This window comes from Nonomuraea soli, from assembly GCF_013761175.1.
Lineage (GTDB): Bacteria > Actinomycetota > Actinomycetes > Streptosporangiales > Streptosporangiaceae > Nonomuraea > Nonomuraea soli.
This window is the reverse complement of sequence record NZ_JACDUR010000004.1, coordinates 337302-360929: the sequence shown is the minus strand read 5'-3', so window position 1 is coordinate 360929 and position 23628 is coordinate 337302. Positions and strand designations below refer to the sequence as shown.

Below are 23628 nucleotides of genomic sequence, written 5' to 3'. Positions count from 1 at the left end.
GCCAGCGAGGGTGACGTGCGAAGCCGGGACCGGCTCAGGGCGAGCGCAACAGCCGCTCCAGCTCCGCGATGGTGGTGGCGGCGTCCTTGTGCAGGATGCCGTTGATGCCGAGCGCCTCGGCGGCGGCGATGTTGGCCTCGATGTCGTCGATGAACGCGCACTCGTCCGGGCGCAGCCCGATCAGGTCGAGCGCGTGGTGGAAGATGCGCGGCTCCGGCTTGCGCATGCCGACCTCGCCGGAGATCACGATCGCGTCGAAGAGCTCGTCCCAGCCCTCGCGAGGGTAGGAGTTGCCCCACGAGTTGGAGAGCAGGCACGTCTTGACGCCGTGCTTGCGCACCTCGCGCAGCATGCCGTACATGGCCTCGTCGCGCGCGAAGCCCGCGAACATGCGGCTCATCAGGCCGGCGGCCACCGGCGGCACGCCGTCGAGGGTGCGCAGCTGGACGGCCAGCCGCTCCTCGAAGTCGGCGGGCGGGATCTCGCCCCTCTCCAGCGCGTGGATCAGGTTGTCGGCGGTGTCGCGCGAGTAGGCCTCCGCCACGAGGTCGCGCATGACCTCGCGGTAATGGTCGTGGTCGATGCGGTCGGTCTCGATCCAGTGCATGATCGACTCGCCCATCGAGCCGGTCAGCACCCCACCCCAGTCGATAAGTACACCTTTGATCACAGAATTAGATTCTAGATGAACCCAGGAGATCCGCCGCGCCGTCCTAGAGGTGTGCGCAGACTACTGGCCGGGCTGCTGGTGTTCGTGGCGGCCTGCGGATCCACGGGAGACGCCGACGTGATCACCGCGGTGGGAGTGGAACGCGAGACCGTCCGCGAGGCGCCGGTCGAGGAGACCGTGCGCGGCCTGACCGCCTTCGCCTGCGAGCTGTACGGCAGGACCGCCCGCCCCGCCGAGAACCACGTGATCTCCCCGCTGAGCATCGCCTACGCCTACGGCATGGCCAGGGCGGGCGCGGCCCCGGCGACGGGCACCGAGCTCGACGCCCTCTTCGGCTTCCCCGCCGAAGGCCCGCACACCGCGTTCAACCTGCTCACCAGCCAGATCGTCACGACGTACGGCCCGCCGCCACCCGCTCGGGAGCGGGAGGAGAACGAGCAGCGGCGCGAGCCCCCGGTGGTCGCCATCGCCAACGGCCTGTTCACCCAGCGCGGCTTCACGCCGAAACAGCCCTTCCTGCACACCCTGGCCGCGCAGTACGGCACCGGCGTGCGCGAGGTCGACTTCCGCGGCGACGCCACCAAGGTGATCGACGCCTGGGCCGACGAGCAGACGGCCGGGCGCATCAAGAAGGTCTTCGACCGGCTCGACCCCGACACCAAGGCCGTGATCACCAACGCCGTCTACCTGAGGGCCGACTGGGACCAGCCGTTCGGCAAGGAGCCGCCGGAGCAGGCCGCCTTCACCCGCGGGGACGGCACGACGGTCCAGACCACGCTGATGCGCCACAAGACGCCCCTGCGCTACGCCGAGGGTGAGGGCTGGCAGGCCGTCGAGCTGCGCTACGCCGAGAGCGAGCTGGCCATGTGGGTCCTCGTCCCGCCCGCGGGCACCGCTCCGGCGGGCCTGCTGTCACCGCAGACGTTGCGGCAGGTCGGCAGCTCGCTCAAGGAGCTGCCGGTGGACCTTGCGATGCCCAAGTGGGACTTCGGCACCTCGATCGACCTGCGCGAGCGGATCCCGCTGAAGAGCAACGACTTCTCCGGCATCGCCGACGGCCTCTTCCTCGGCGCGGCGATCCACCGGGCGACCATCACCGTCGACGAGCAGGGCACCGAGGCCGCGGCGGTCACCGGCATGGCCTTCCCCGCGTCGGCCGGACCGCAGGCGGAGGCGGTGGTCCGTGCCGACCACCCGTTCGCCTTCGTGATCGTCCACCTGCCGACGCGCACCCCGCTCTTCCTGGGGCACGTGGCCGCTCCCTAACGGCCGGCCCGCACCACCTTGGCGGCCAGCCTGCGGTGCTCGGCCGACCGCAGCACCTCCTGCGCCCGCGCCACCGAGGCTTCCGGGGCCTTGCGCAGGATCCCCAGCTTCTGGCGCAGCTGCAGCAGCCGCGTCACCGACTCGTCGAGCCGCTGCTGCGAGATGCGCCCCGACTTCACCGCCGCCAGCACCGAGCCGTACGCCTTGTCGAGGCTGGGCGGCATGAGCAGCAGGTCAGCCCCCGCCAGCACGGCCCGCACGGCCACCTCGCCGTCGCCGTACTTGGTGCGCACGCCTTCCATGTTGAGCGCGTCGGTGCTGATGACGCCCTTGAACCCCAGCTTGCCGCGCAGCAGCCCGGTCAGCACCGGCTTGGAGAGCGTGGCCGGATCGCCGGAGGGGTCGAGGGAGGGGATGACGATGTGGGCCGTCATGATGGCGTCGACGCCCGCCGCGATCGCCGCCTTGAAGGGCGGGGCGTCGAGCTTCTCCCACTGCTTACGCGTGTGCTTGATGACCGGGAGCCCGGTGTGGCTGTCGGTGGTCGTGTCGCCGTGGCCGGGAAAGTGCTTGGCTGTGGCGGCCACACCCGAGTCGGCGAAACCCTTGACGGCCGCGGCCACCATCGTGGAGACCTTGGCCGGGTCGTCGCCGTAGGCGCGCCGGCCGATGACCGGGTTGCGCGGGTTGACGTTGACGTCGGCGACGGGCGCGAAGTCGAGGTTGACGCCCAGCGCGCGCAGCTCCTCGCCGGTGGCCTCGGCCACGGCGCGGGAGAGCGCGGGGTCGCCGGTGTCGCCGATCACCGAGGCGCCGGGGAACTTCGTCATCAGCGCGCCGACCCGCGACACGATGCCGTTCTCCTGGTCGGTGCCGATCAGCATCGGCACCTTGCCCGCCGCCTGCAGGCCGTTGGTCAGTGCCACCACCTGCGGGACGGTCTTGATGTTGTCGGGGAAGAGGATCACGCCGCCGAGGTGGTACTTCCTGATCGTTCTGGCATCGGCGGCGGTGCCCGGCAGCACCGGCATGAGCAGCTGGCCGACCTTCTCCTCGACACTCATCCCGGCCAGCACCCGCTTGACCGGATCCGAGGCCGCGGAGGTCGCCGGAGCGGCGGAGGGCCGCGGGCTGACGACGTTGGCCGCGGTCGGCGGCGACTGGGCGGGGGCCGTGGCCGCGCAGGCCGTCATCACGGTCGCGATCGCCAGGAGCCGTGCCGTGCGGATGCCTCGAACCATGACACCCACCGTATCCAGGTGACGACGTGCACGGACCGCACCTGGGGCCAATAGCCACGCAAAAGCGAAACCATATCGGCCCGCCTTAGCGTCCCACGGCATGGCATACGAGGACAGCGCGGGAGGCGGCGGAAGCGCCTTCCCGCCGCTGACGTTCAACTCCTCCGCGGACGAGGCGTCCGCCAAGCGGATCGCGGCGCGCAGGTTCGACGAGTGGGCGGGCACCGTGGCCTCCTTCACCAAGGACGTGGCCGCCAAACTCGAACGGGACGGCGAGCCGGTCTGGTCCGGACCGGCCTCCGAGCCGTTCCACCGGGCCCTGCTGGGCGATCCCGCGTTCGCCAAGAAGATCCCCGGCTACCGCAACCCCTACCTCGACACCGCGGGCAACCTGCGCCGGTCGGCGGACAAGCTCGAGGAGAACCGCAACCGATGAGCTACGTCGGCATCCACCCGGAGGGCGCCCGCGAGCTGGTGGCCGCCATGGACAGTGCCAGGAACGCGATCTCCGACGGCTTCCTGGCCGATCTCAAGCACGCCCTGTGCGTCGCCCAGTCGGACGCCGTCCTGGAGGCGCAGGCGTCCTTCACCGTCTATCAGAGGTATCGCGCCTTCCTGGAGGAGTCGGCCCGCGAGCTGACGTGGCGCGTCAAGGTGATCACCTCGGCCCCCGACGCCACGGTCGACGGCGAGACCGTCTACGGCAGCACCCGGTTCGAGAGCGCGAAGAAGGCCGCCGAGCAGGGCGCGGCCGACGGCGCGGAGTTCAAGGAGCTGTGGGCCAAGGCAGAACGCGACGGCGACTGGCGGGCGGTCGAGGAGTGGCTGGCCGCGCACCAGGACGAGCTGAAGGATCCGGAGTACGCCGCGGCCTTCCTGCGCGCCTTCGGCAAGGAGAACGTCGTGGCCCTGCTCAACAAGGCCACCGAGGCGTACGGCCCCGGCTCGCACCTCGGGCTCAGCCCCGAGCAGCTGGCCTACTTCCAGGAGAGGTTCCAGCCGCTCATGGACGCCATCGCGGCCGCCGACGACCCCGAGCTGCGCGCCCACCTCCTGGACCGCCTCGGCCTGGACGCCATGGCGGTGCTGCTGGTCTCGACCCGGATGCCAGAGGACTTCGTCCGCGCGGCGGTGCCCGTCCTCACCCAGACGTTCGGCCTGGCCGTGGGCGTCACCGACTACAACACCTCGCTCACGATGACGGCCCTGGGCCATCACCCGGAGCTGCTGCAGGAGCTGCTGGCCGACCCGGCGACCGCGAACCTGCTGCTCGACCCCCGCATGCTGGCCGACCCCGAGTATCGCAAGGCCCTGGCCGCCTCGCTGCCCGGCGCGCTGGACCAGACCACCTCCAACCCCGAGACCCTCGACCGGGCCTGGAGCAACGTGCTGCGGCTGGGCTCGCAGGACTACTTCGTCGACGCCATGGCCGGAGACGAAGCGTTGTCGCTCGCGCTGACCACGGCGTTCCTGCCGTATCTGGAGAACGCCGGTCACCTGATGGCCGCCTCCTACGTCGACGGCGTGCCCGGCCTCGACCTGCCGCCGGCCAGGGAGCCGCTCCTGCCGGCGGGAGTGACGCCCGAGATGGTGCAGGACTTCCTCGGGGGCGCGATCGTGCACAAGTCGTCGTCCGACGCCCTCGCACGGCAGGTCGCCGAGCTGATGGCGGGAAGCGGGTTCGAGACGCTGCTCGCCGAGCACGGCGGCGACTACGAGAAGATGGCGGCGGACCCGGCGCTCAACGACGAGATGGTCGCCGCCCTCGGGCCCCTGGGCATCGTCATGGGCGCCATCTACTCCGCGCAGGGCGACAACCTGCGCCGCGAAGACTCGTCGAAGCAGGAGCGCGAGCTCTACCTGGGCTTCTTCACCGGCCTTGGTACCGCCAAGATCAGTGATGCGGCCCTGTCGTCGCTGGCCGGGGTGGCCGCGCAGCTGGGCGCCAACAAGTTCGCGCAATGGCTGGCGGGCCAGCCCGACGACATCACGCCCGAGCAGTACGCCGAGGGACTGCGCGACAGCTACGTCGCAGCGTTCACCGACCTGCTCGTCGGCCAGGGCATGGACAGGAAACTGGCCGAGGAGGTGGCCGTCGACTTCCGCGCGTACTTCGACGCCATGGAGGGCGAGGCGCTCAAGCAGCAGAACGCCTTCGGCTGACCCCTTACAGCCCCAGGTCCCCGAGCCCCGGCAACATCCCCCGTGCCGCCTCGCGGGCCTGGTCCGCCGTGGTGGCGGCCCGTGCCGCGCGAGCCGCCGCACGGCACTGCTCGCGCGTGTGCCCGGCCAGTGCCGCGCGTACGGCGGGCAGGGCGGGCGCCGCCATCGACAACGACGTCACCCCCAGCCCGACGAGCACGCAGGCCATCGCCGGGTCGGCGGCGGCCTCGCCGCAGACGCCGCAGGGCTTGCCGTGCGAGCCGACCGCGGCGGCGATCATGTCGAGCAGCGCGGGCTGCCAGGCGTTCTGCAGCTTGCTGAGCGTGCCCAGCTGCCGGTCGGCGGCGAAGGTGTACTGCGCCAGGTCGTTGGTGCCGATGGAGAGGAAGTCCACCTCGGCGGCGAGGTCGTCCGAGCGCAGCGCGGCGGCCGGCACCTCGATCATCACCCCGGCCTCACGCAATCCGGCGGTACGGCAGGCGGCGGCGAACCAGGCGGCCTCGTGCGCGGTGGCGACCATGGGCGCCATGACCTGGACCTGGGCGGTCAGGCCCGCAGCCGCCTCGGCGAGCGCGCCGAGCTGACCGGACATGATGTCGGGGAAGATCCTGAACATGCGCAGGCCGCGCACCCCCAGCGCCGGATTGGGCTCCTCCCCCGGCGGCGGCAGGAAGGCCAGCGGCTTGTCGGCCCCGGCGTCGAGGGTGCGCACCACGACCTTGCCGTCCGGGAAGGCCTCCAGGACCGCGCGGTAGGCCTCGGCCTGCTCGGCGGCGGTCGGGGCCTCGGCGCGGTCGAGGAAGAGGAACTCGGTGCGGTAGAGGCCCACGCCCTCCGCCCCGTTGCGCAGGGCGAGCTCCAGGTCGGCGGGGCCGCCCACGTTGGCCAGCAGCGGCACGGGATGCCCGTCGGCGGTGCGCCCCGGGCCGGTCGCGGCCTCCAGGAGGGCGCGGCGTGAGGCGTCCGCCTGCCGTACCGAGGAGACCTCGTCGCTCGCGGGTTCCTGGACCACCAGGCCGGAGCCGCCGTCGACGAGCAGGTCCCCGGTGAGCGAGAGCGCGTCGTGGCAGGCGACCACGGCCGGGACGCCCATCGCGCGGGCGAGGATGGCGGTGTGGCTGGTCGGCCCGCCGTCCTCGGTGACGAACGCGGCCACGATCGCCGGGGTGAGCAGCGCGGTGTCGGCGGGCGCCAGGTCGCGGGCGACGAGCACGTACGGCCGGGCGCCGTCGGCCGGTTCCGCGGGCACGCCCGGCATGCGCCGCCCGGTGAGCACGGCGACGGCGCGGTCGCGGATGTCGTCGAGGTCGGCGGCCCGCTCGCCCAGGTAGCCGCCGGCCGCCGCGAGCAGGTCGCGGTACTTCTGGAAGGCCTCGAAGATGGCTCGCGGCGCCGACAGGCCGGTGGCCACGAGATCCTTGATCTCGACGGCCAGGCCGGGATCGCGCGCCATCATGGCCAGCGCGCCGAGGACGTCGCGGGCCTGGCCGCCGGCCTTGGAGCCGCGTAGCTCGAGATCCTCGGCCACGCGCTCCACGGCCTGGGCGGCCCGGTCCTGCTCCGCCTCGGCGTCTCCGTCGTGGCGCTCACCGGCGGGGGGTTCGGGAATCGCGTCACTGATCACGTAGGCAGGGCCGTACCCGACCCCGGTGCTGACACCGACTCCCTGGAGTCTCATGGCGCCGACGCTATGGCCGCGAGCTCGTCGAGCAACATCTCGTCGTCGCCGGCGATCACGACCTCCTCGCCCTGCCGCACGTCGAGCCCCATCACCGCCAGGATGCTCTTGGCGTTGACCGGGTCCTTGCCCGGCTTGGCGATCGTCACCTCGCCCTCCGCCTTGGCGGCGGCCTGGACGAAGGTCGCGGCGGGCCTCGCGTGCAGTCCCACCTCGGCCACCACGGTCACCTTGCGCTCAGCCATCTGTGCACCATCCTTTCCGTCAGATCATCCCAACTGGAACAGTTCATCACCTACGTGAACCATTCCCAGAGCGACCCCCGTCACTGACTCGATGGGCGCGTCGAGCGCCACGACCGGGCAGACGGGCGAACGCCCGCCCGCCTCGATCGCCGCGGGATCCCAGGCCACGACGGGCTGGCCCGCGCTGACCCGGTCGCCCTCCGCGGCGAGCAGCTGGAAGCCCTCGCCCTTGAGCTGGACCGTGTCGATGCCTAGATGGACCAGCACGCCCTTGCCGTCGTCCCCCACGATGACGTAGGCGTGCGGATGCAACTTCATGATTTTTCCGGCGATGGGAGCGACCGCTTTACCCGGTCCCCGAATCGGGTCGATAGCCGTTCCCGGACCGACCATGCCAGCGGAGAACACCGGATCCGGCACCGCCGCCAAGCCCACAGCCGACCCCTCCACGGGGGCGATAACAGTGGTGGTCATGGTCTCAGCCGATGATGTCCTCGATGTCGCTGGCTATGGTGTCGGCCTCCGGTCCCACGACGACCTGGACGACGTTGCCCGCCGCCATGACGCCGTGCGCGCCGGCGGCCTTCAGGGCCGCCTGGTCGACCTTGGACGCGTCGTGCACCTCGGTCCGCAACCTCGTGATGCATGGCTCGATCTCGATGATGTTGTCGGCGCCACCGAGCCCGGCGATGATCGCCTCTGCACTTGCTGCCATGGTTGTTCCCCCTTGCTGACCAGGGTAGATCAGTCGGTCTGCGTGACCTTGTTCAAGCCTCTCGGCGCGTCGGGGTCGATGCCCAGGCGGCGGGCGAGCGCCTCGGTGAGCAGCTGGCCGGGGACGATCAGGCCCATCGGGGCGACCCACTCGGGCAGGTCCGGGCCGTTCAGCGCGGCCGTGCCCGCCTTGGCCAGAGCGGCGCCGCCGCCGACGGTGAAGGCCGAGGCGCCCGCGGAGACGACCCGCTCGGCCAGCGCGACCGTGCCCTGCAGGGTCGGACTGTTCTCGGCGGCCACCAGCAGCGCGGGGGTGTCCTCGTCGACGACGGCGATCGGCCCGTGCAGCAGGTCGGCGTACGACAGGCCCATGGCGTGCAGGTAGCAGGCCTCCTTGAGCTTGAGCGCCGTCTCCAGGGCGGTCGAGAAGGCCAGGCCGCGGCCGGAGACGACCACGCCGGGCTTGTCGGCCAGGCCCTCGACGACGGCCTCCAGGTCGCCGGGCTCGGCGATCAGGCGCTCGACGGCGTCGGGCACCTTCTGCAGGTCGTCGGGGTTCACGTCGGCGCCCAGGCCGATCGCCAGCACGGCCAGGGCGGCCAGCTGGGTGGTGTAGGTCTTGGTCGCCGGGACGGCCTTCTCGACGCCCGCCTCGGTGCACAGCGCCAGGTCCGCCGCCTGGGCGAGGGGGCTGTCCGGACCACCGTTGGTGATGCCGACCGTGGCGGCGCCGCAGTCCTTGGCCCACGCGAGGGTCTCGACGATCTCCTCGGTCTTGCCCGACTGGGAGATGGCCACCGCGAGCACGCCGTCGAGGTCGAGCTTGCGCTTGTAGGTGGTCGCGATCGAGGGCGCGGCCAGGGCCGCCAGGCGTCCCGCGTGCGATTCGATGAGGTAACGCCCGTAGACTGCGGCGTTGTCGGACGTTCCGCGCGCGATGAACAGCAGGCTCTTGGTCTGCTCGCCGAGCGCTCGCACCTCGCCGACACGGGGCAGCAGGGCCTCCAGTGTGGCTCGGAGTGCCGCCGGCTGTTCGGCGATCTCGCTACGCATCTGGGTGGCCATACTGCTCCTATCAACTAATATCTTGGCAAGCTGGTCTAGTCCGGACTAGACCAGTACGAACCATAGCTTACGGGAGGCTTTGTGGCGCATATCGATCCGGACAGTCCGGTGCCCAAGTACTTCCAGCTGCGCGAGATCCTGCTGGATCTCATCGAGAACAACGAGCTCAGCATCGGGGCGGCGATCCCGTCGGAACGCGAGCTCTGCCAGCGCTTCGGCCTGTCGCGGATGACGGTGCGCCAGGCGGTCGACCACCTGGTCAGCGAGGGACGCCTGCACCGCGTGCCCGGCAAGGGCACCTTCGTGGCCCGCCCCAAGATCGAGCTCGCGCTCCAGCTCACCTCCTTCACCGACGACATGCGCGCACGCGGGCTCGTCCCCGGCTCGCGCGACCTCGACCGGCGCGTCGTCAGGGCCAGCGCCCACCTGGCCAAGGAACTGGGCATCCAGCCCGGCGACGAGGTGCACTTCATCGAACGGCTGCGCACGGCCGACGGCGAACCGCTGGCCATCGAGCGCGCGCACATCCCGGTCTACCTGGCGCCCGACCTGGGCGACTACGATCTGGCCGAGCGCTCGCTCTACGAGCTGCTGGAGAAGCGCCACGGGCTGGTCATGGACGCCGGAGAGCTGACCATCGACGGCGGCATCGCCGACCCGTCCGACGCCGACCTGCTGAAGCTGGACCGCGGCGGGGCCGTGCTCCTGCTGTCGCGCCGCTCCTTCTCCGGCGGGGTCTGCGCGGAGCTCGGCGTCTCCACCTATCGTGCCGACCGTTACCAGCTGCGCACCAGCCTGGAGATGCCCGCGCGCCGCCCCTGACCGCTGTGCCGTACGGCACGGCGGCCTTGTTCCTGTTCTCCCCCCGCACCTCCCGAGGATCCCCGGTGAACGAGACCGCAGCGACCGTTTCGCCGTTCGCCCGACTGATGGGCGTGATGCAGCGCCTGGGCCGCTCGCTGATGTTGCCCATCGCCGCGTTACCGGCAGCCGCCCTGCTGATGCGCTTCGGCCAGCCCGACATGCTGGGCTCCAACGGCCCGGAGCCGGGCGGCCTGGCCGACGTGTCGGGCTTCCACTGGATGACCGACGTGGCCGCGGTGATCGCCGCGGCCGGAGCGGCGCTGCTGGAGAACCTGCCGCTGCTGTTCGCCGTCGGTGTGGCCATCGGCTTCGCGCGCAAGTCCGACGGCACCACGGCGTTGTCGGCGGTCGTGGGCTACCTGGTCTTCGACCGGGTGACGCGGACGATGTTCCTCGGCTCCGGCATCCGCGAGCAGGTCCTGATCAGGACCGATTCGCTCGAGGAGGTCATCAACTACGGCACCCAGAATCCCACCCGCATCCTCGGCGGCATCCTGATCGGCCTGGTCACCGCCCTGCTGTGGCAGCGTTTCCACCGCATCAAGCTGCCCGCGTGGCTGGCCTTCTTCGGCGGGCGCAGGTTCGTGCCGATCATCACCTCGATCGTGGCGCTGCTGCTGGGCGTGCTGATCGGGTGGCTCTGGCCGGTGCTGGCGGAGTGGATCGAGCACGCGGGCGAGCTGCTGGCGGGCGCGGGAGCCGTGGGCACGGGGATCTACGGCGTGCTGAACCGGCTGCTCATCCCCCTCGGACTGCACCACTTCGCCAACTCGATCGTCTGGTACCTGGTGCCCGAGTGTCAGGTCGACGGCAAGACCCTGGGCGGCGACTGGAACTGCTACTTCGCCGGCGACCCGACGGCGGGCGAGTTCATGACCGGCTTCTTCCCGGTGATGATGTTCGCGTTGCCGGCCGCGGCGCTGGCCATGTGGCGGGCGGCTCCCCCGCACCGCCGCGCGACCGTGGGCGGCATCATGTTGTCGGCGGGCCTGGCCTCGTTCGTCACCGGCATCACCGAGCCGATCGAGTTCGCCTTCGTCTTCGTCGCGCCGGTGCTGTTCGTCGTGCACGCGCTGCTCACCGGGGCCGCGATGGCGATCATGACCTTGCTCGACGCCCAGCTCGGGTTCGGGTTCTCGGCGGGGCTCATCGACCTGCTGCTGAATGCCAGCAAGTCGAACACGCAGAACCTGTGGGCGGTGCTCACACTAGGGGCGATTTATGCCGTCATTTACTACTTCGTGTTCAGCTTCCTCATCAAGCGGCTGAACATCCTCACCCCCGGGAGGGAGCCGGAGCCCGACGTGGACTCCGGCGAACCCTCTTCAAGAACCGGCTAGAGGCGCTGCCACAGGGCCGGCACGTTCGACGGCTCCCAGCCCGGAAGGGACGTGTGGGCCTGGATGCACCGGTAACTGGCTCCGCCGTACGTCACCGTGGAACCGACCGCGTACGCGGTGTACGGCGCCCAGGTGCCGCCGGGGGGCGAGCCGGTCGGCGAGCTCGTCGGCGAGCTGGTCGGACCGCCGGTGCTGACCAGCGACAGGCCGTAGGTCTGCAGGATCTCGTTGACCGGCTGGTGGTAGGTCGTCCCGCCGGAGCTGCAGTTGCCCGAGCCGCCCGAGGTGACGCCCTGCGCCTGGCTGCCGGAGAAGAACGAGCCGCCCGAGTCGCCCGGCTCGGCGCAGACCGAGGTGCGGGTGACGCCGGAAACGGTGCCCTGCGGGTAGGTGACGCTGGTGCCGTGCTGGCCGATCGTGCCGCAGTGGTACTGCGTGGTCGAGCCGGAACGGCAGATCGAGGAGCCCACGGCCGCCTGCGTCGAGCCGGTGATCGTGATCAGGCCGGCGCTGTAGGCGTTGACCAGGCGGGTCGGCGTCCACTGGCTGTTGACCTCGACCCAGGCATAGTCGTTGCCGGGGAACGAGGAACCGCGGAAGGTGCCCTGCGCGACCCGGTTGTAGCCGGTCGTCGTCTGGCCCGTCGAACCGCAGTGACCCGCGGTGACGAACCCGCCCTGGCTGCCCGCGCGCTGCACGGGGAAGCCGACCGAGCAGCGGCTGCCGCTGCCGATGTAGTACGCGTCGCCGCCGCGCACGTCGTAGTACGGTACGGGCCGCTCGGTGGTGGACTGGACCAGCACCTTGCCGGTGTCGACGCCGCTGGCGTCGATGAACAGCTGGGTGCGGCCGACGTCACGGGTGAGCACGACGACCTTGTTGGCCCGCACGTCCACGAACCACGACGCGACGCCGCGCGGCAGCTTCAGCGAGTCGAGCCTGGCCTTGACGCCCTCCAGCGTGGTGAGCGGGTCGGCGACCAGGATCGGGGTGCCGCCCAGGTCGCGGATGGTCTGCAACTGGGCCGTGGAGGTGGTGGCGATGGACAGCGTGGCCGTCGGTCCCGAGACCCACAGGCCAGCGAAGGAGGCGCCGAGCTTGCCCGCGTACAGCGACTCGACCTGGGCCGCCGCGGCCTCGTTGACGAGCCGCACCTCGGCCTGGTCGGCGGTGATCCCCAGGTCACGGCTGACCGCCTCGACCAGCTTGGGGTCGGGGTCGGAGACGGCGCTGTGTTCCTGCTGGGCCTGAGTGTAAGGGTTGGGCGGTTCGGCGGTGGCCTGGGCGACCGCCGGAATCGCGGCGAGGACGAGGGCGAGGGTGACGCCCATCCCCGCGGCTTGCTTGCGGAGCATGTAGATCTCTCCTCGAATTGGGGGGTGCGCCGCAAACGTAACGAGAACGTTCGCCGCCGCGGCCATATCACCTCACTCCCCACACCGTCTTATGGAAGGGCGTACGCCCAGGTCAGACCCGCTTTTCCGGGTACGGCACGCGGGCATAACACTTGACCAGAACCTGGTGCTATGCCTTGACAATCGGGGAAGGACTCCGGCATCCCCCTTCGGATTCATCGAGGGGTTCTGGCATGAGCACAGCGGCCGTCGAAGGCGGCAAGTCGTTCTGGTCGTCGGCCTTCGCCGTGCTGCAGCGCATCGGCCGCTCGCTGATGCTCCCCATCGCCGTCCTGCCCGCGGCCGGTCTGCTGCTGCGCTTCGGCCAGCCCGACATGCTCGGCTCCAACGGGGCCGAGCCCGGCGGCCTGGCCGACGTCCCCGGCTTCGCCTGGTCGGCCAATGTGGCCGAGATCTTCGCGGCGGCCGGTGGAGCGCTCTTCGACAACCTGCCGATCCTGTTCGCGATCGGCGTGGCCATCGGCTTCGCCAAGAAGGCCGACGGCTCGACCGCGCTGGCCGCGCTCGTCGGCTACCTCGTGTTCGACCAGGTCACGCGGCGCATGTTCTTCAACTCCGACGCCGAATCGATCCAGCAGAAGGTCACGCTCACCCTCCAGGACGGCAGCACGGTCATCAACCAGGCCGCCTCCAGCCAGCCCACCGGCGTGCTCGGCGGCATCGCCATCGGCCTGCTCGCGGCCGTGTTGTGGCAGCGCTACTACCGCATCAAGCTGCCCACCTGGCTGGCCTTCTTCGGCGGGCGCCGCTTCGTGCCCATCGTCACCGCCGTGGCCGCCATGGCGCTCGGCGTGATCATCGGCCTGATCTGGCCGCCCATCGGCGAGGGGCTGACCAGCTTCGGCGACTGGCTGGCGACCAACTCGGTGATCGGCGCTGGCGTCTACGGCGTGGCCAACCGGCTGCTGATCCCGCTGGGGCTGCACCACTTCATCAACTCGATCGTGTGGACGGTCATCCCCGAATGCACCGTCAACGGGGTGCACGCCGCCGGAGACCTCAAGTGCTACGCCATCGGGCAGCAGGGCGCGGGCATCTTCATGACCGGCTTCTTCCCCGTGCTCATGTTCGCCGTGCCCGCCGCGGCACTCGCCATCTGGCGGGCGGCGCCCAAGCACCGGCAGGCCGCGGTGGGCAGCATCATGATCGGCGGCGCGCTGACCGCGTTCGTCACGGGCATCACCGAGCCGATCGAGTTCGCGTTCATCTTCGTCGCGCCGGTGCTGTTCGTCGTGCACGCGCTGCTGACCGGGGTGTCGATGGCGCTGATGGCCTTCCTGGACACCAGGCTCGGCTTCAGCTTCTCCGCCGGCGGCATCGACATGCTCCTCAACGCGACCAAGTCCAACACGCAGGGGCTGTTCCTGATCATCGTGATGGGGCTGGTGTACTTCGTCGTGTACTACGCGATCTTCAGCTTCCTGATCAGGAAGCTGAACATCATGACGCCGGGGCGCGAACCCGAGGAGGACCCGGAGTCGTCCACCGCCCAGAAGCCGGCCTGATTCCGGGCATCCGCCCGGTCGCGGCCGACGACCTTAATGCCCGGCTCCTGGGGGATCTTCGCGACGTAACCCTCCCAACCCGCTGCGATCTCGGCCGCCAGGTATCCGGCGGGGCGGCCGAATCCTCTTAGAGGTGACCGTCTCGAACGAGGAGGCACCTTGTCTTTCCCCCTTCCGCAGCACCTGGTCTGGACTCCCGCCGAGCCCGCGCCCGACGAGCGCAGGCTCAGGCACTTCGGGCAGGCCCTGGCCGAGGTCCTCGCCGGCCGCCGCCCGCCGTCGAGCCTGGCCGACCGGCTCAGCGACCGGGCCTACCGCGAACTCGTGCGCGCCGGGCGCATGCTCAGGACCGACCGGCCGCCCTTCGTGGGCGCGCCCCACGTGCAGGAGCCCCGCGACGGGGCCGTGGAGATGTGCGTGCTCGTGCACTGCGGCACCAGGAGCCACGCGCTTGCCGTACGGCTGGAGCGTCGTGGGGTCCAGTGGGTGTGCACGGACTTCGAGACCGCCTGACGCGCCGGTCTTCGCGGGCCGCCTCCCCGGTCATCGGGTGGGCGGCCCGGTCGGCTCGGGCGGGCGGCCCGGTCGGCTCGGGTGGGCGGCCCGGTCGGCTCGGGCGGGCGGCCCGCTCTGGCTCACACGGCGGACTCAGCGGACGCTGCGGTCCTCGGCGTGCGGTGGGTAGGCGAACGTCTGCGTGTCCGCCCAGTCCTCCCCCACGACGCGATAGTCGTGCGAGGACTCGCTCACCGCGTGCCCCCTGCCGACGTCCACCGTGTCGGCGGTCGACCACATGCCGTTCACCTCGTGCTCCACGACGTAGAGGAACTCGTTGAACCCCGACGGCGACACGCACGTGTTGACGACGGTCAGCGTGCCGCGCCCCGCCGTCAGATGCGGCGGGATGGTCACGACCTGGTTCCTCCACTTGTAGACACTGTCCTCCAGCAGCGGGCGCCACTCGGCGGCTTTCACGCCGTCGATGGTGATGACGGCGTGCTGCAGCCCGACTCCCGCGTCCAGCCGCCGGGTCAGGCGCACGCCGGTGTTGCCCGGATGGACCGAAACGGTGAACCGGCTCGATCCTCCCAGCGGGAAGGCACGGCCGTCGTCGGTGACGATCTGGGCCGGATCGGCGATCGCGTCGGGAGACTCGCGCTCCTGCCCCTCCGGGCGCCACACGAGAACGACCACGACCCCCAGGGCCACGACGGCGGCCGCTCCGGTGAGCAGCGCCATGCGCCGCCAGCGGTCCGTCTCGTTCACGGGGGCCCGTTCGATCACCCAGGCGGGACCGGCGGTCGCCGGCGCCTGCGCGATCACCGGAGCCTGCCCGATCACCGGAGCTTGCCCGATCACCGGGACACGCTCGATCGCCGACGCGGCGTCGGCCGCTGGGGAACCCGCGGGTGCCGAAGCGGGGTCGGCCACCGGAGCACCTTCGACCGCCGACTCTCGGTCGGCCATCGGGGCCCGCTCGACCGCCGACGCGGGGTCGGCCATCGGGGCCTGCTCGGTCGCCGGAGCGCGGTGGACCTGCCCGGTGGCCGCGACGGCTGCCGGGAGCTGGTGGACCCTGACCCGCTCCCAGGCCCGCTCCCACTCCGGAAGCTGACGGTCGGGCACGCGGCATCCTCGCAGGAACGCCACCATGACGGCCTTCTTCGGAAAGCGCCGCCCGGCCAGCATGTCAGCGCAGGTGGTGCGCGGCAGGCGTGCGCCGCCCAGCCTGTCGGCCCGAGCCTCCAGCTCGCGCAGCGACACGTCGGCCCGGGCGAACTGCTCGACCAGCAGCTTCACCAGATCCTCGTGCCGGGTGACGGACTCCAGCGCCCTGGAGATGTCGGGATGCTGTCCGCCGCCCGGAGCCTCACTCATCGTCCGCATCCCTCTCCTGACGGGCCGTTCAGCGCTGGACAGTTTACAAGCGATCACTGAGCGTGTCCGAGATCGGCTGGAGATCGTCCGGGACCGGCCCAGTGTGGCCGCGGCCCTGTTGGACACCACGCCCGGCCAGGTTGGCTGTGCTCACCGGCGGTGATCGGGCAACCACGATCCGCCGCACGATCCACAGGCGCCGGCCCCTTCGCCGGCCCCGAGCACAGGAGTCACCCATGAACGCACCCGCCAAGCTCGCAGCGACGCTCACGACCGCCCTCGTGGCCGCGGGCTCTCTCCTGCTGGTCGCCCAGCCGGCCAGCGCCGACCCCGACTGGCCCTTCGCCAACGACTGCGACAAGAAGAACTACAGCAAGTACATGAGCTGGGGGTGGCGGCAGGGCCGCATCGACTTCACCTACGACCACACCGACGACCGGATCAACAACTACTACCGCAGCACCTGGCGGGACACCGGAGAGAAGGTCGGCAACGGCTGGGCCAGCTGCATCAACCTCCACCAGCGCTAGAAGGGCGCGAGTATGAAGCGAACGATCCTCCTCGCCGGCGCGATGATCGGCCTGTCGCTGACCTGCCCGGCGCCCGTGGCCGCCGACCCGGTCGGACCCTGTTACGTCCTGACCTTCTCGGTCGACGAACGGCAGGGCGCCCGCTCGATCTGCCCGCCCGGCACCTGGAGGCACTGGCACCAGGTGCATGTGCACTGCACCTTCATCGCCAGCGTTCCGACCCACGGCCCCATGGTCGGCGGGACCAGCGTGTCGGAGGTGATCTGCCCGGACAACCAGATGAGGACCCGGGCCTGGAACACCCAGGGGCCCGACGAATAACGCACCGCCACACGCGAACGGCCCGCCGGGGGACTCCCCCGGCGGGCCGTTCTTCGATGGTCAGCGGCTACGCGGCGTGCTTCGGGTCGCCGTGGCAGCGCTTGTACTTCTTGCCCGAACCGCACGGGCAGGGCGCGTTGCGCTCGACGTTGCCGTAGGCGGCGCGCTGCTCGGGCGTGGTCTGCACGAGCGTGTGCTCCACCTCGCCGGACTCGCCCGGAGCGCTGTAGTCGAGCTGGGCGGGCCGCTCGGGACCGCGCAGCCCACGAGCGATGATGCTCCGGGTCTCGGCGATCTCGGCCGACTCCTCCTCGACGATGGGCGACTCCTGCACCTCGACCTCGAGGTTGAACAGGAACCCGACCGTGTCCTCCTTGATGCCCTCGAGCATCGCCGAGAACATCTCGAAGCCCTCGCGCTGGTACTCGATCTGCGGGTCCTTCTGCGCGTAGGCCCGCATGCCGATGCCCTCGCGCAGGTAGTCCATCTCGTAGAGGTGCTCGCGCCACTTGCGGTCGAGCACGGAGAGGATGACCCGGCGCTCCAGCTCACGGACGGTCTCGGCGCCCAGCTCGGCCTCGCGGGCCTCGTAGGCGCGGAAGGCGTCGTCCTTGACCTTCTCGGCGAGGAGCTCGGCGGTGAGGTCTTCCCTGCCGCCGGCCGCCTCGACGACGTCGTCGACGGTGATCTGGATCGGGAAGAGCTCCGCGAAGGCCTTCCACAGCTTGTCGAGGTCCCACTCCTCCGCGAAGCCCTCGGAGGTGGCGCCGGCCACGTAGCCGTCGATCACCTCGCCGATGAAGCCGCGGATCTGGTCGTGCAGGTCGGCGCCCTCGAGGACGCGGCGGCGCTCGGCGTAGATGACCTTGCGCTGGCGGTTCATGACCTCGTCGTACTTCAGAACTTCCTTGCGGATCTCGAAGTTCTGCTGCTCGACCTGGTGCTGGGCGGAGGCGACGGCCTTGGTGACGATGCCCGACTCGATGGGCTGGTCGTCGGGGATGTTCATGCGGATCATGATCGCCTCGACGCGGGGCGAGTTGAACAGGCGCATCAGGTCGTCGCCGAGCGACAGGTAGAAGCGCGACTCGCCCGGGTCACCCTGACGGCCGGAACGGCCGCGAAGCTGGTTGTCGATGCGTCGCGACTCGTGGCGCTCGGTGCCCAGGACGTAGAGGCCGCCGATCTCGGTGACCTCGTCGTGCTCGGCCTTGACCGCGGCCTCGGCCGTCTCCAGGGCGCCGGGCCAGGCCTTCTCGTACTCCTCCGGCGTATCGACCGGGTCGAGACCCTTGGCCTTGAGCTCGAGGTCGGCGCGGAACTCGGGGTTGCCGCCGAGCATGATGTCGGTGCCTCGACCGGCCATGTTGGTGGCGACGGTGATGGCGCCCTTGCGCCCCGCCTCGGCGATGATCGTCGCCTCACGGGCGTGGTTCTTGGCGTTGAGCACCTCGTGCGGGACGCCGCGGCGCTTGAGCATCTTCGACAGGCGCTCGGACTTCTCGACGCTCGTGGTGCCGACCAGGCAGGGCTGGCCCTTGCCGTACCGCTCGACCAGGTCCTCGACGACGGCCATGAACTTGGCGTCCTCGGTGCGGTAGATCAGGTCGGGCTGGTCCTTGCGGATCATCGGCTTGTTGGTCGGGATGGGGACCACGCCGATCTTGTACGTCTGGTGGAACTCGTTCGCCTCGGTCGCGGCCGTACCGGTCATGCCGGCGAGCTTGTCGTAGAGGCGGAAGTAGTTCTGCAGGGTGACGGTGGCGAGAGTCTGGTTCTCGTCCTTGATCGCCACGCCTTCCTTGGCCTCGATGGCCTGGTGCATGCCCTCGTTGTAGCGGCGGCCGTGGAGGATGCGCCCGGTGAACTCGTCGACGATGAGGACCTCGCCGTTGGTGACGATGTAGTCCTTGTCCTTCTTGAACAGCTCCTTGGCCTTCAGGGCGTTGTTCAGGAAGCCGACGAGGTGGGTGTTCTCGGGCTTGTAGAGGTTGTCGATGCCCAGCCAGTCTTCGATCTTGGCCACACCGGCCTCGAGGATGCCGACCGTGCGCTTCTTCTCGTCGACGACGTAGTCGCCCGTCGACTCCTCACCCGGGTTCTTCGCCTCGACGCCGCGGCGGAGGCGGGGCACCAGCTTGGCGAACTCGGCATACCACTTGCCGGACTGCTCGCCGGGGCCGGAGATGATCAGCGGGGTACGGGCCTCGTCGATGAGGATGGAGTCGACCTCGTCGACGACCGCGAAGTTGTGGCCGCGCTGCACGCACTCCTCGAGCGACCACGCCATGTTGTCGCGCAGGTAGTCGAAGCCGAACTCGTTGTTCGTGCCGTAGGTGATGTCGGCGGCGTACTGCTTGCGGCGCTCGTCGGGCGACTGGCCGGAGATGATGCAGCCGACCTCCAGCCCGAGGAAGCGGTGGATGCGGCCCATCTTCTCGGCGTCGCGCGAGGCGAGGTAGTCGTTGACCGTGACGACGTGCACGCCCTTGCCCGACAGCGCGTTGAGGTAGGCGGGCAGGGTGCAGGTCAGGGTCTTGCCCTCACCGGTCTTCATCTCCGAGATGTTGCCCAGGTGGAGGTTGGCGCCGCCCATGATCTGCACGTCGTAGGGGCGCTGGTGCAGCACGCGACGTGCCGCCTCGCGCACGGTGGCGAACGCCTCGGGCAGCAGGTCGTCGAGGGACTCACCGTCGGCATGACGCTGCTTGAACTCGTCGGTCATCGCCCGGAGTTCGGCGTCGGACATGCCCTTGAAGTCGTCCTCGATGGAGTTGACCTGATCGGCGATCCGCTTCAGCTTGCGCAGGGTCTTGCCTTCGCCGGCGCGAAGGATTCTGTCCAGAATGGCTGCCACTTTATGTAAAGCTCCTCGCAGGTCTACCCCGGCGCGACCGCCAGGTGGAGAGGCCGAGACATACTTCCCCAGTGCCATCGTAGGCGGTTCAGCCACCAGACACAGCCACCGCGACGAGCGGTCCGCCGACCCGTTCTGCGAGAATGCCTTTCACAGCACTCGTAGGGGTAAAGGAGAAAAGGCCATGGCGGGCGAACAGAACCTCGGCAGCCACGGCGGCAGGGCGTCTTCGTGGCTCGCGGTCACCGTCATGTTCCTCGGAGTCGTCGTGGGCGGGTTCGGGCTGACCCAGGCCAACTGGCTGCTCGTCTGGATCGGCGTCGGCGTCATCGTCGTGGGCGGCATTCTCGCCCTGGTCTTCGACATCATGTCCGATGTCGTGATCGACGCGCCCCGGGCGGGCATGTCATCGGATGACCACCGCTGAGCGGTAGCAACTGACGGAGCGGGCATCGCCGGGGAAGTACGGCGGTGCCCTTTCTGTTTCATGCGGTCCCTGGCTCTTGCGGGTTTTGCGTCCCGTGCGGCCCCCGGCTCTCGCGGCTTTTGTCCCACGCGGCTCCTGGCTCTCGCGGCTTTCGTCCCGTGCGGCCTTGGCCCGAGTCCGTTCTGTCGGTGGCCCCCGCTACGCTTCGCGGACATGACGGAGTTGACGGTCGAGCTGACGGCCGACGAGGCACGCCGCCTGGTCCTGAGCGCCCAGGGGTTCATCGGAGCCGACGCCCGGCGCGGCGGCGCCCACACCATGTTGCGCCGCCTCGGGGCCATCCAGCTCGACACCGTCTCCGTGCTGGCCCGCTCCCACGAACTCGTCGCCTACTCCCGCCTGGGCGCCATCGGCAGACCGGCCGTCGAACGTTCCTACTGGGACTCACCGGCCCGCAGCTTCGAATACTGGTGCCACGCCGCGTGCATCCTGCCGATCGAGCACTGGCCCCTGTACGGCTTCCGCCGCCGCGCCTTCCGCGAGCGCGGGGTGCGCTGGCACAAGGTGCCCGACGGGGTCGAGAAGCTGCTCGACCAGGTGCGCGACAGCGGGCCCATCACCACCTCCGACGTGGGCGGCGCCAAGAACGGCGGGCCGTGGTGGGACTGGTCCGACTCCAAGATCGGGCTGGAGTGGCTGCTCGACATCGGCGAGCTGGTGTGCACGCGCAGGGTGGGCTGGCGGAGGGTCTACGACCTGGCCGAGCGGGCGGTTCCCGCCGAGGCGCTGGCGCAGGAGCTGTCCGACGCCGAGTGCATCGTGGCGCTGGCGCGGATCGCCGGGCGTTCGCTGGGGGTGGCGACGCGTGGTGACCTGGTCGACTTCCTGCGGGTGAAGAACCAGTACGCGGCGCTGCTCGACGAGGCGCTGCTGAGCGGCGCGGCGGGCCTGGTGCCCGCGCACGTGACGGGCTGGCCGGAAGCCCGCCGCCCGGCGGGAACCACCCGCCTGGCGACGGCAGGCTCGGCGGGAAGCACCCGCCTGGCGACGGCGGGCTCGGCGGTGGCCGGGTCCGCAGCGGTCGGCTCGGCGGCGGCGGCCGGGCCGGCGAAGGTGCCGAACGCGTGGGTGGATCCGGCGCTGCTGGAGTCCGAGGTGCGCGGGAGGCACCGCTCCACGCTGGTCTCCCCCTTCGACTCCCTCATCTGGCACCGGGGCCGCACCTCGCGCGTGTTCGGCTTCGACTACGTCCTGGAGCTCTACGTCCCCAAGGCCAAGCGGGTCCACGGCTACTTCACCATGCCCGTGCTCTCCGGCGGACGCCTGATCGCCCGCGTCGACCCCGCCCGCGAGGGCACCACCTTCGTCGCCCGCCAGATCGGCCTCGAGCCGGGCATCAGCCCGGCCCGAGCCGTCGAGGGGATCAGGGCCGCGTTGTGGGAGGCGGCCTCGTGGGTGGGGTGCGACTCGGTGCGGGTCGAGCGCGTCGACCCGCCCCAGCTCGCCGCCGAACTGGCGAGAGAGCCGCACTAGACCTCAGCTCACCGAGCCCGGCGAGCCCGGTGAGCCCGGCGCGCTCAGTAGATCTTGGTGAGCTTCCACCAGTTGAGGTTGAATCCGCCCGTCACCGCGTACACCCCGAACTGGTGGGTGCCGGCCGGCAGGTCGACCTCACGCGAGATCGTCCGGTAGCTCGCCCAGCTGCCCGTGTTCGGCACGCTGACGTTCCCGAGCGGCGTGGCACCTGCCCCGATGTCCAGCGAGATCGTCGCCCCGCTGCCGGGCGACGACACCCGGTACTCCACGAGGTAGCGTCCGGCCGACGGGATGGTGACCCCGCCGAAGGCGATCCAGTCGGTGCTGTCGAACGACCCGACGTTCTGCCCGCCTCCGGTGTCGGGGGTGGGCTCGGTGATGACGCCCTTCATGGCCGTGTAGCCCTCGGCCTGGAAGGTGCGGGTGTGGCAGCCGCCCGGTGCGAGCTCGCAGATGTCGGCCCGGCTGGTGGCGACCTTGAGGTCGTCGTACCAGATGTAGGAGTCGTTGGCGGGGGCGAAGGTGGTGGTCGCGCCTCCGAAGAAGGACGAGAAGTAGGCCCGGTCGATCAGGTCGCCGTTGCGTACGAAGCGCAGCCCGGTGACCTGGGCGGCGGAGACGCCGTTGTAGAAGATCTCGATCTCGCCGTCGGCGTTGGCGTTGCCGTTGGTGACGGTGTTGACCTTGAGCCGCTGGACGATGTTGAACCACTGCCCGCGCGGATACAGGATGTCGGCGCCGTCGCGCTTGAGCACGGCGTAGTCGCCGTATTGCCCCGCGTGACCCATGTGGTAGTAGTAGATCGCCGCCTGGCCGTTGTTGCGCCGCCAGATCATGCGTGAGCTGAATCCGTTGTAGCCGTCGCAGACCTGGCCGCCCGAGCATGACGCTCCGCCGGCCAGCCCGAGCCCGAGCTTGCCGGCGAATTCCGTGGTGCCCCAGCTGAAGTCGCTGCTGTAGCGCGCCCAGTACGACAGGTAGTACTCCCGGGCGGGGGTCAGCGCGAGTGGCGCCTGCGCGCCGGAGTCGGCGGGGCCGATCTTGCCCTTCGGGTAGAAGACGCGCAGCGATTTGCCGCCCGAGTGGCTGAAGTTGTAGCCGTCGATCCAGGTGCGGGTGCTCATGCCCTCCTCCCAGGGCGCGTTCCAGCCGTCGGCGGCCCAGGCGGCCAGGGTGTAGGCGGCGCCTCTTTCGGGGCGTTCGAAGGTGTTGACGCGTGGCACGGCCAGGGCGGCCGTGCCGGGGATGAGGGTGAATAAGGAGACGAGTGCGGTGAGGACCTTTCCTCTCATGGACTGGCTCCTGTCTCAGAGGTCGAGGACGAGCGTGCGTCCCCAGGGGTGACGCCGGGCTTCGGTGAAGCCCAGCGCGGCGTAGAAGGCCAGTGCCCTGCCGTTGGCCTCGGCGACGCCGAGGTGCAGGCCGGGCGCCTGCCGTTCGCGCAGTGACGTGGTGAGGGCGGACATGAGGCGGTGGCCCCAGCCCTGTCCTTGCAGCCGCGCCGCGAGCTTGATGTGCGCCTGGGCCGGGTGGCTGGTGAGCCAGGGCTCGCGCACGTCCGGGTAGTCGTGGATCGCATCGACGTACCGGTGGTCGAGGGTGCCGTCGCCGGGGTCGGTGCGGCGGGGGTGGCGGGCGCGCAGCACCGGCCACCAGTGCTGGCGCGCCCAGTCGAGGAAGGCGGGCGTGGAGGCGGTGCCGACGACGTAGCCGGCGACGCCGCGGCGATCGGCGACGACGAAGCACAGGCCGGGCTCGTGGACCGCGTACGGCCCGGCGTAGAGGTGACCGGGCAGGTCGGGGTCGTGGAAGCGCGGTGCCTCCGCCCGTCCCGCCCCGTCGACCTCGTGGCACACCCGGTAGATCCCTGCCAGGTCGGAGGGGTGGTAGGGCCGCAGGTGCGCCGTCATGGG

The 23628-nt window shown here is 70.4% G+C and carries 23 protein-coding genes; 11 read left to right on the top strand and 12 right to left on the bottom strand.

What is annotated here, in order from left to right:
• Window positions 1–34 precede the first annotated feature (34 nt).
• Window positions 35–670 carry an HAD family hydrolase gene (locus HNR30_RS20135; RefSeq protein WP_312894523.1) on the bottom strand — a complete coding sequence of 212 codons (636 nt, stop codon included), beginning with the start codon at window positions 668–670 and terminating at the stop codon, window positions 35–37.
• Window positions 671–721: 51 nt separating this feature from the next.
• Between HNR30_RS20135 and HNR30_RS20130 the strand changes: the two genes are divergently transcribed.
• Window positions 722–1936 carry a serpin family protein gene (locus tag HNR30_RS20130; RefSeq protein WP_181611448.1) on the top strand — a complete coding sequence of 405 codons (1215 nt, stop codon included), beginning with the start codon at window positions 722–724 and terminating at the stop codon, window positions 1934–1936.
• Here HNR30_RS20130 and HNR30_RS20125 read toward each other — a convergent pair.
• Entirely contained in the window at window positions 1933–3177 is a 1245-nt protein-coding gene (locus HNR30_RS20125) for a glycoside hydrolase family 3 protein (protein WP_246378891.1), read from the bottom strand. The genes HNR30_RS20130 and HNR30_RS20125 overlap by 4 nt on opposite strands.
• Window positions 3178–3277: 100 nt before the next feature.
• On the opposite strand from HNR30_RS20125, the gene HNR30_RS20120 reads away from it, so the two are divergent.
• Both HNR30_RS20120 and HNR30_RS20115 read left to right on the top strand, forming a co-directional pair.
• Window positions 3278–3613: a hypothetical protein gene (locus HNR30_RS20120; RefSeq protein ID WP_181611447.1), complete on the top strand. Its 336-nt coding sequence runs from the start codon at window positions 3278–3280 to the stop codon at window positions 3611–3613.
• Window positions 3610–5340, top strand: coding sequence for a dsRNA-binding motif domain-containing protein (locus tag HNR30_RS20115; protein ID WP_181611446.1), 1731 nt, complete (start codon window positions 3610–3612; stop codon window positions 5338–5340). Before HNR30_RS20120 ends, HNR30_RS20115 begins: the two co-directional genes overlap by 4 nt.
• Window positions 5341–5344: 4 nt before the next feature.
• Here HNR30_RS20115 and ptsP read toward each other — a convergent pair whose 3' ends face one another.
• The 5 genes from ptsP to HNR30_RS20090 are packed head-to-tail and all read right to left on the bottom strand — an operon-like array spanning window position 5345 to window position 9030.
• Window positions 5345–7018 carry a phosphoenolpyruvate--protein phosphotransferase gene (gene ptsP, locus HNR30_RS20110; protein WP_181611445.1) on the bottom strand — a complete coding sequence of 558 codons (1674 nt, stop codon included), beginning with the start codon at window positions 7016–7018 and terminating at the stop codon, window positions 5345–5347.
• Window positions 7015–7263: an HPr family phosphocarrier protein gene (locus HNR30_RS20105; protein WP_181611444.1), complete on the bottom strand. Its 249-nt coding sequence runs from the start codon at window positions 7261–7263 to the stop codon at window positions 7015–7017. Before HNR30_RS20105 ends, ptsP begins: the two co-directional genes overlap by 4 nt.
• Window positions 7264–7287: 24 nt before the next feature.
• Window positions 7288–7737 carry a PTS sugar transporter subunit IIA gene (locus tag HNR30_RS20100; RefSeq protein WP_181611443.1) on the bottom strand — a complete coding sequence of 150 codons (450 nt, stop codon included), beginning with the start codon at window positions 7735–7737 and terminating at the stop codon, window positions 7288–7290.
• A 4-nt stretch (window positions 7738–7741) separates the two neighbouring features.
• Window positions 7742–7978 carry a PTS sugar transporter subunit IIB gene (locus HNR30_RS20095; protein WP_181611442.1) on the bottom strand — a complete coding sequence of 79 codons (237 nt, stop codon included), beginning with the start codon at window positions 7976–7978 and terminating at the stop codon, window positions 7742–7744.
• Window positions 7979–8007: 29 nt separating this feature from the next.
• The gene (locus HNR30_RS20090) at window positions 8008–9030 is read right to left on the bottom strand and encodes an SIS domain-containing protein (RefSeq protein WP_246378890.1); all 1023 of its coding nucleotides are present in this window, start codon (window positions 9028–9030) and stop codon (window positions 8008–8010) included.
• Between the two features lie 93 nt (window positions 9031–9123).
• Between HNR30_RS20090 and HNR30_RS20085 the strand changes: the two genes are divergently transcribed.
• Window positions 9124–9864, top strand: a complete 741-nt coding sequence (locus HNR30_RS20085; protein WP_181611440.1) for a GntR family transcriptional regulator — start codon at window positions 9124–9126, stop codon at window positions 9862–9864.
• 65 nt (window positions 9865–9929) lie between these two features.
• Entirely contained in the window at window positions 9930–11246 is a 1317-nt protein-coding gene (locus tag HNR30_RS20080; RefSeq protein ID WP_312894522.1) for a PTS transporter subunit EIIC, read from the top strand.
• On the opposite strand, the gene HNR30_RS20075 is transcribed toward HNR30_RS20080, so the two are convergent.
• A complete protein-coding gene (locus HNR30_RS20075; protein WP_181611439.1) occupies window positions 11243–12601 on the bottom strand; it encodes a carbohydrate-binding protein in 1359 nt (452 codons plus the stop codon). The two genes, HNR30_RS20080 and HNR30_RS20075, sit on opposite strands and share 4 nt — an antisense overlap.
• Window positions 12602–12834: 233 nt before the next feature.
• Here HNR30_RS20075 and HNR30_RS20070 point away from each other — a divergent pair, with 233 nt between their 5' ends.
• Window positions 12835–14166: a PTS transporter subunit EIIC gene (locus tag HNR30_RS20070; RefSeq protein WP_181611438.1), complete on the top strand. Its 1332-nt coding sequence runs from the start codon at window positions 12835–12837 to the stop codon at window positions 14164–14166.
• A gap of 159 nt (window positions 14167–14325) precedes the next feature.
• Window positions 14326–14679: an Rv3235 family protein gene (locus HNR30_RS20065; RefSeq protein ID WP_181611437.1), complete on the top strand. Its 354-nt coding sequence runs from the start codon at window positions 14326–14328 to the stop codon at window positions 14677–14679.
• A 135-nt stretch (window positions 14680–14814) separates the two neighbouring features.
• On the opposite strand, the gene HNR30_RS20060 is transcribed toward HNR30_RS20065, so the two are convergent.
• Entirely contained in the window at window positions 14815–16044 is a 1230-nt protein-coding gene (locus HNR30_RS20060; RefSeq protein WP_181611436.1) for a hypothetical protein, read from the bottom strand.
• A 236-nt stretch (window positions 16045–16280) separates the two neighbouring features.
• Between HNR30_RS20060 and HNR30_RS20055 the strand changes: the two genes are divergently transcribed.
• Both HNR30_RS20055 and HNR30_RS20050 read left to right on the top strand, forming a co-directional pair.
• Window positions 16281–16574, top strand: coding sequence for a hypothetical protein (locus tag HNR30_RS20055; RefSeq protein ID WP_181611435.1), 294 nt, complete (start codon window positions 16281–16283; stop codon window positions 16572–16574).
• A gap of 12 nt (window positions 16575–16586) precedes the next feature.
• Window positions 16587–16895 carry a hypothetical protein gene (locus HNR30_RS20050; RefSeq protein WP_181611434.1) on the top strand — a complete coding sequence of 103 codons (309 nt, stop codon included), beginning with the start codon at window positions 16587–16589 and terminating at the stop codon, window positions 16893–16895.
• A gap of 67 nt (window positions 16896–16962) precedes the next feature.
• On the opposite strand, the gene secA is transcribed toward HNR30_RS20050, so the two are convergent.
• Complete coding sequence (secA, locus tag HNR30_RS20045) at window positions 16963–19752, bottom strand: preprotein translocase subunit SecA (protein WP_181611433.1); 2790 nt, start codon at window positions 19750–19752, stop codon at window positions 16963–16965.
• Between the two features lie 184 nt (window positions 19753–19936).
• On the opposite strand from secA, the gene HNR30_RS20040 reads away from it, so the two are divergent.
• Both HNR30_RS20040 and HNR30_RS47935 read left to right on the top strand, forming a co-directional pair.
• A complete protein-coding gene (locus tag HNR30_RS20040; RefSeq protein ID WP_181611432.1) occupies window positions 19937–20179 on the top strand; it encodes an HGxxPAAW family protein in 243 nt (80 codons plus the stop codon).
• Window positions 20180–20392: 213 nt separating this feature from the next.
• Window positions 20393–21712 (top strand): winged helix-turn-helix domain-containing protein, encoded by a 1320-nt coding sequence (locus HNR30_RS47935; RefSeq protein ID WP_181611431.1) that lies wholly within the window; start codon window positions 20393–20395, stop codon window positions 21710–21712.
• A 44-nt stretch (window positions 21713–21756) separates the two neighbouring features.
• Here HNR30_RS47935 and HNR30_RS20030 read toward each other — a convergent pair whose 3' ends face one another.
• Together HNR30_RS20030 and HNR30_RS20025 are read right to left on the bottom strand one after the other, a co-directional pair.
• Window positions 21757–23007 (bottom strand): carbohydrate-binding protein, encoded by a 1251-nt coding sequence (locus tag HNR30_RS20030; protein ID WP_181611430.1) that lies wholly within the window; start codon window positions 23005–23007, stop codon window positions 21757–21759.
• Window positions 23008–23022: 15 nt separating this feature from the next.
• The gene (locus HNR30_RS20025; RefSeq protein WP_181611429.1) at window positions 23023–23625 is read right to left on the bottom strand and encodes a GNAT family N-acetyltransferase; all 603 of its coding nucleotides are present in this window, start codon (window positions 23623–23625) and stop codon (window positions 23023–23025) included.
• Window positions 23626–23628 lie beyond the last annotated feature (3 nt).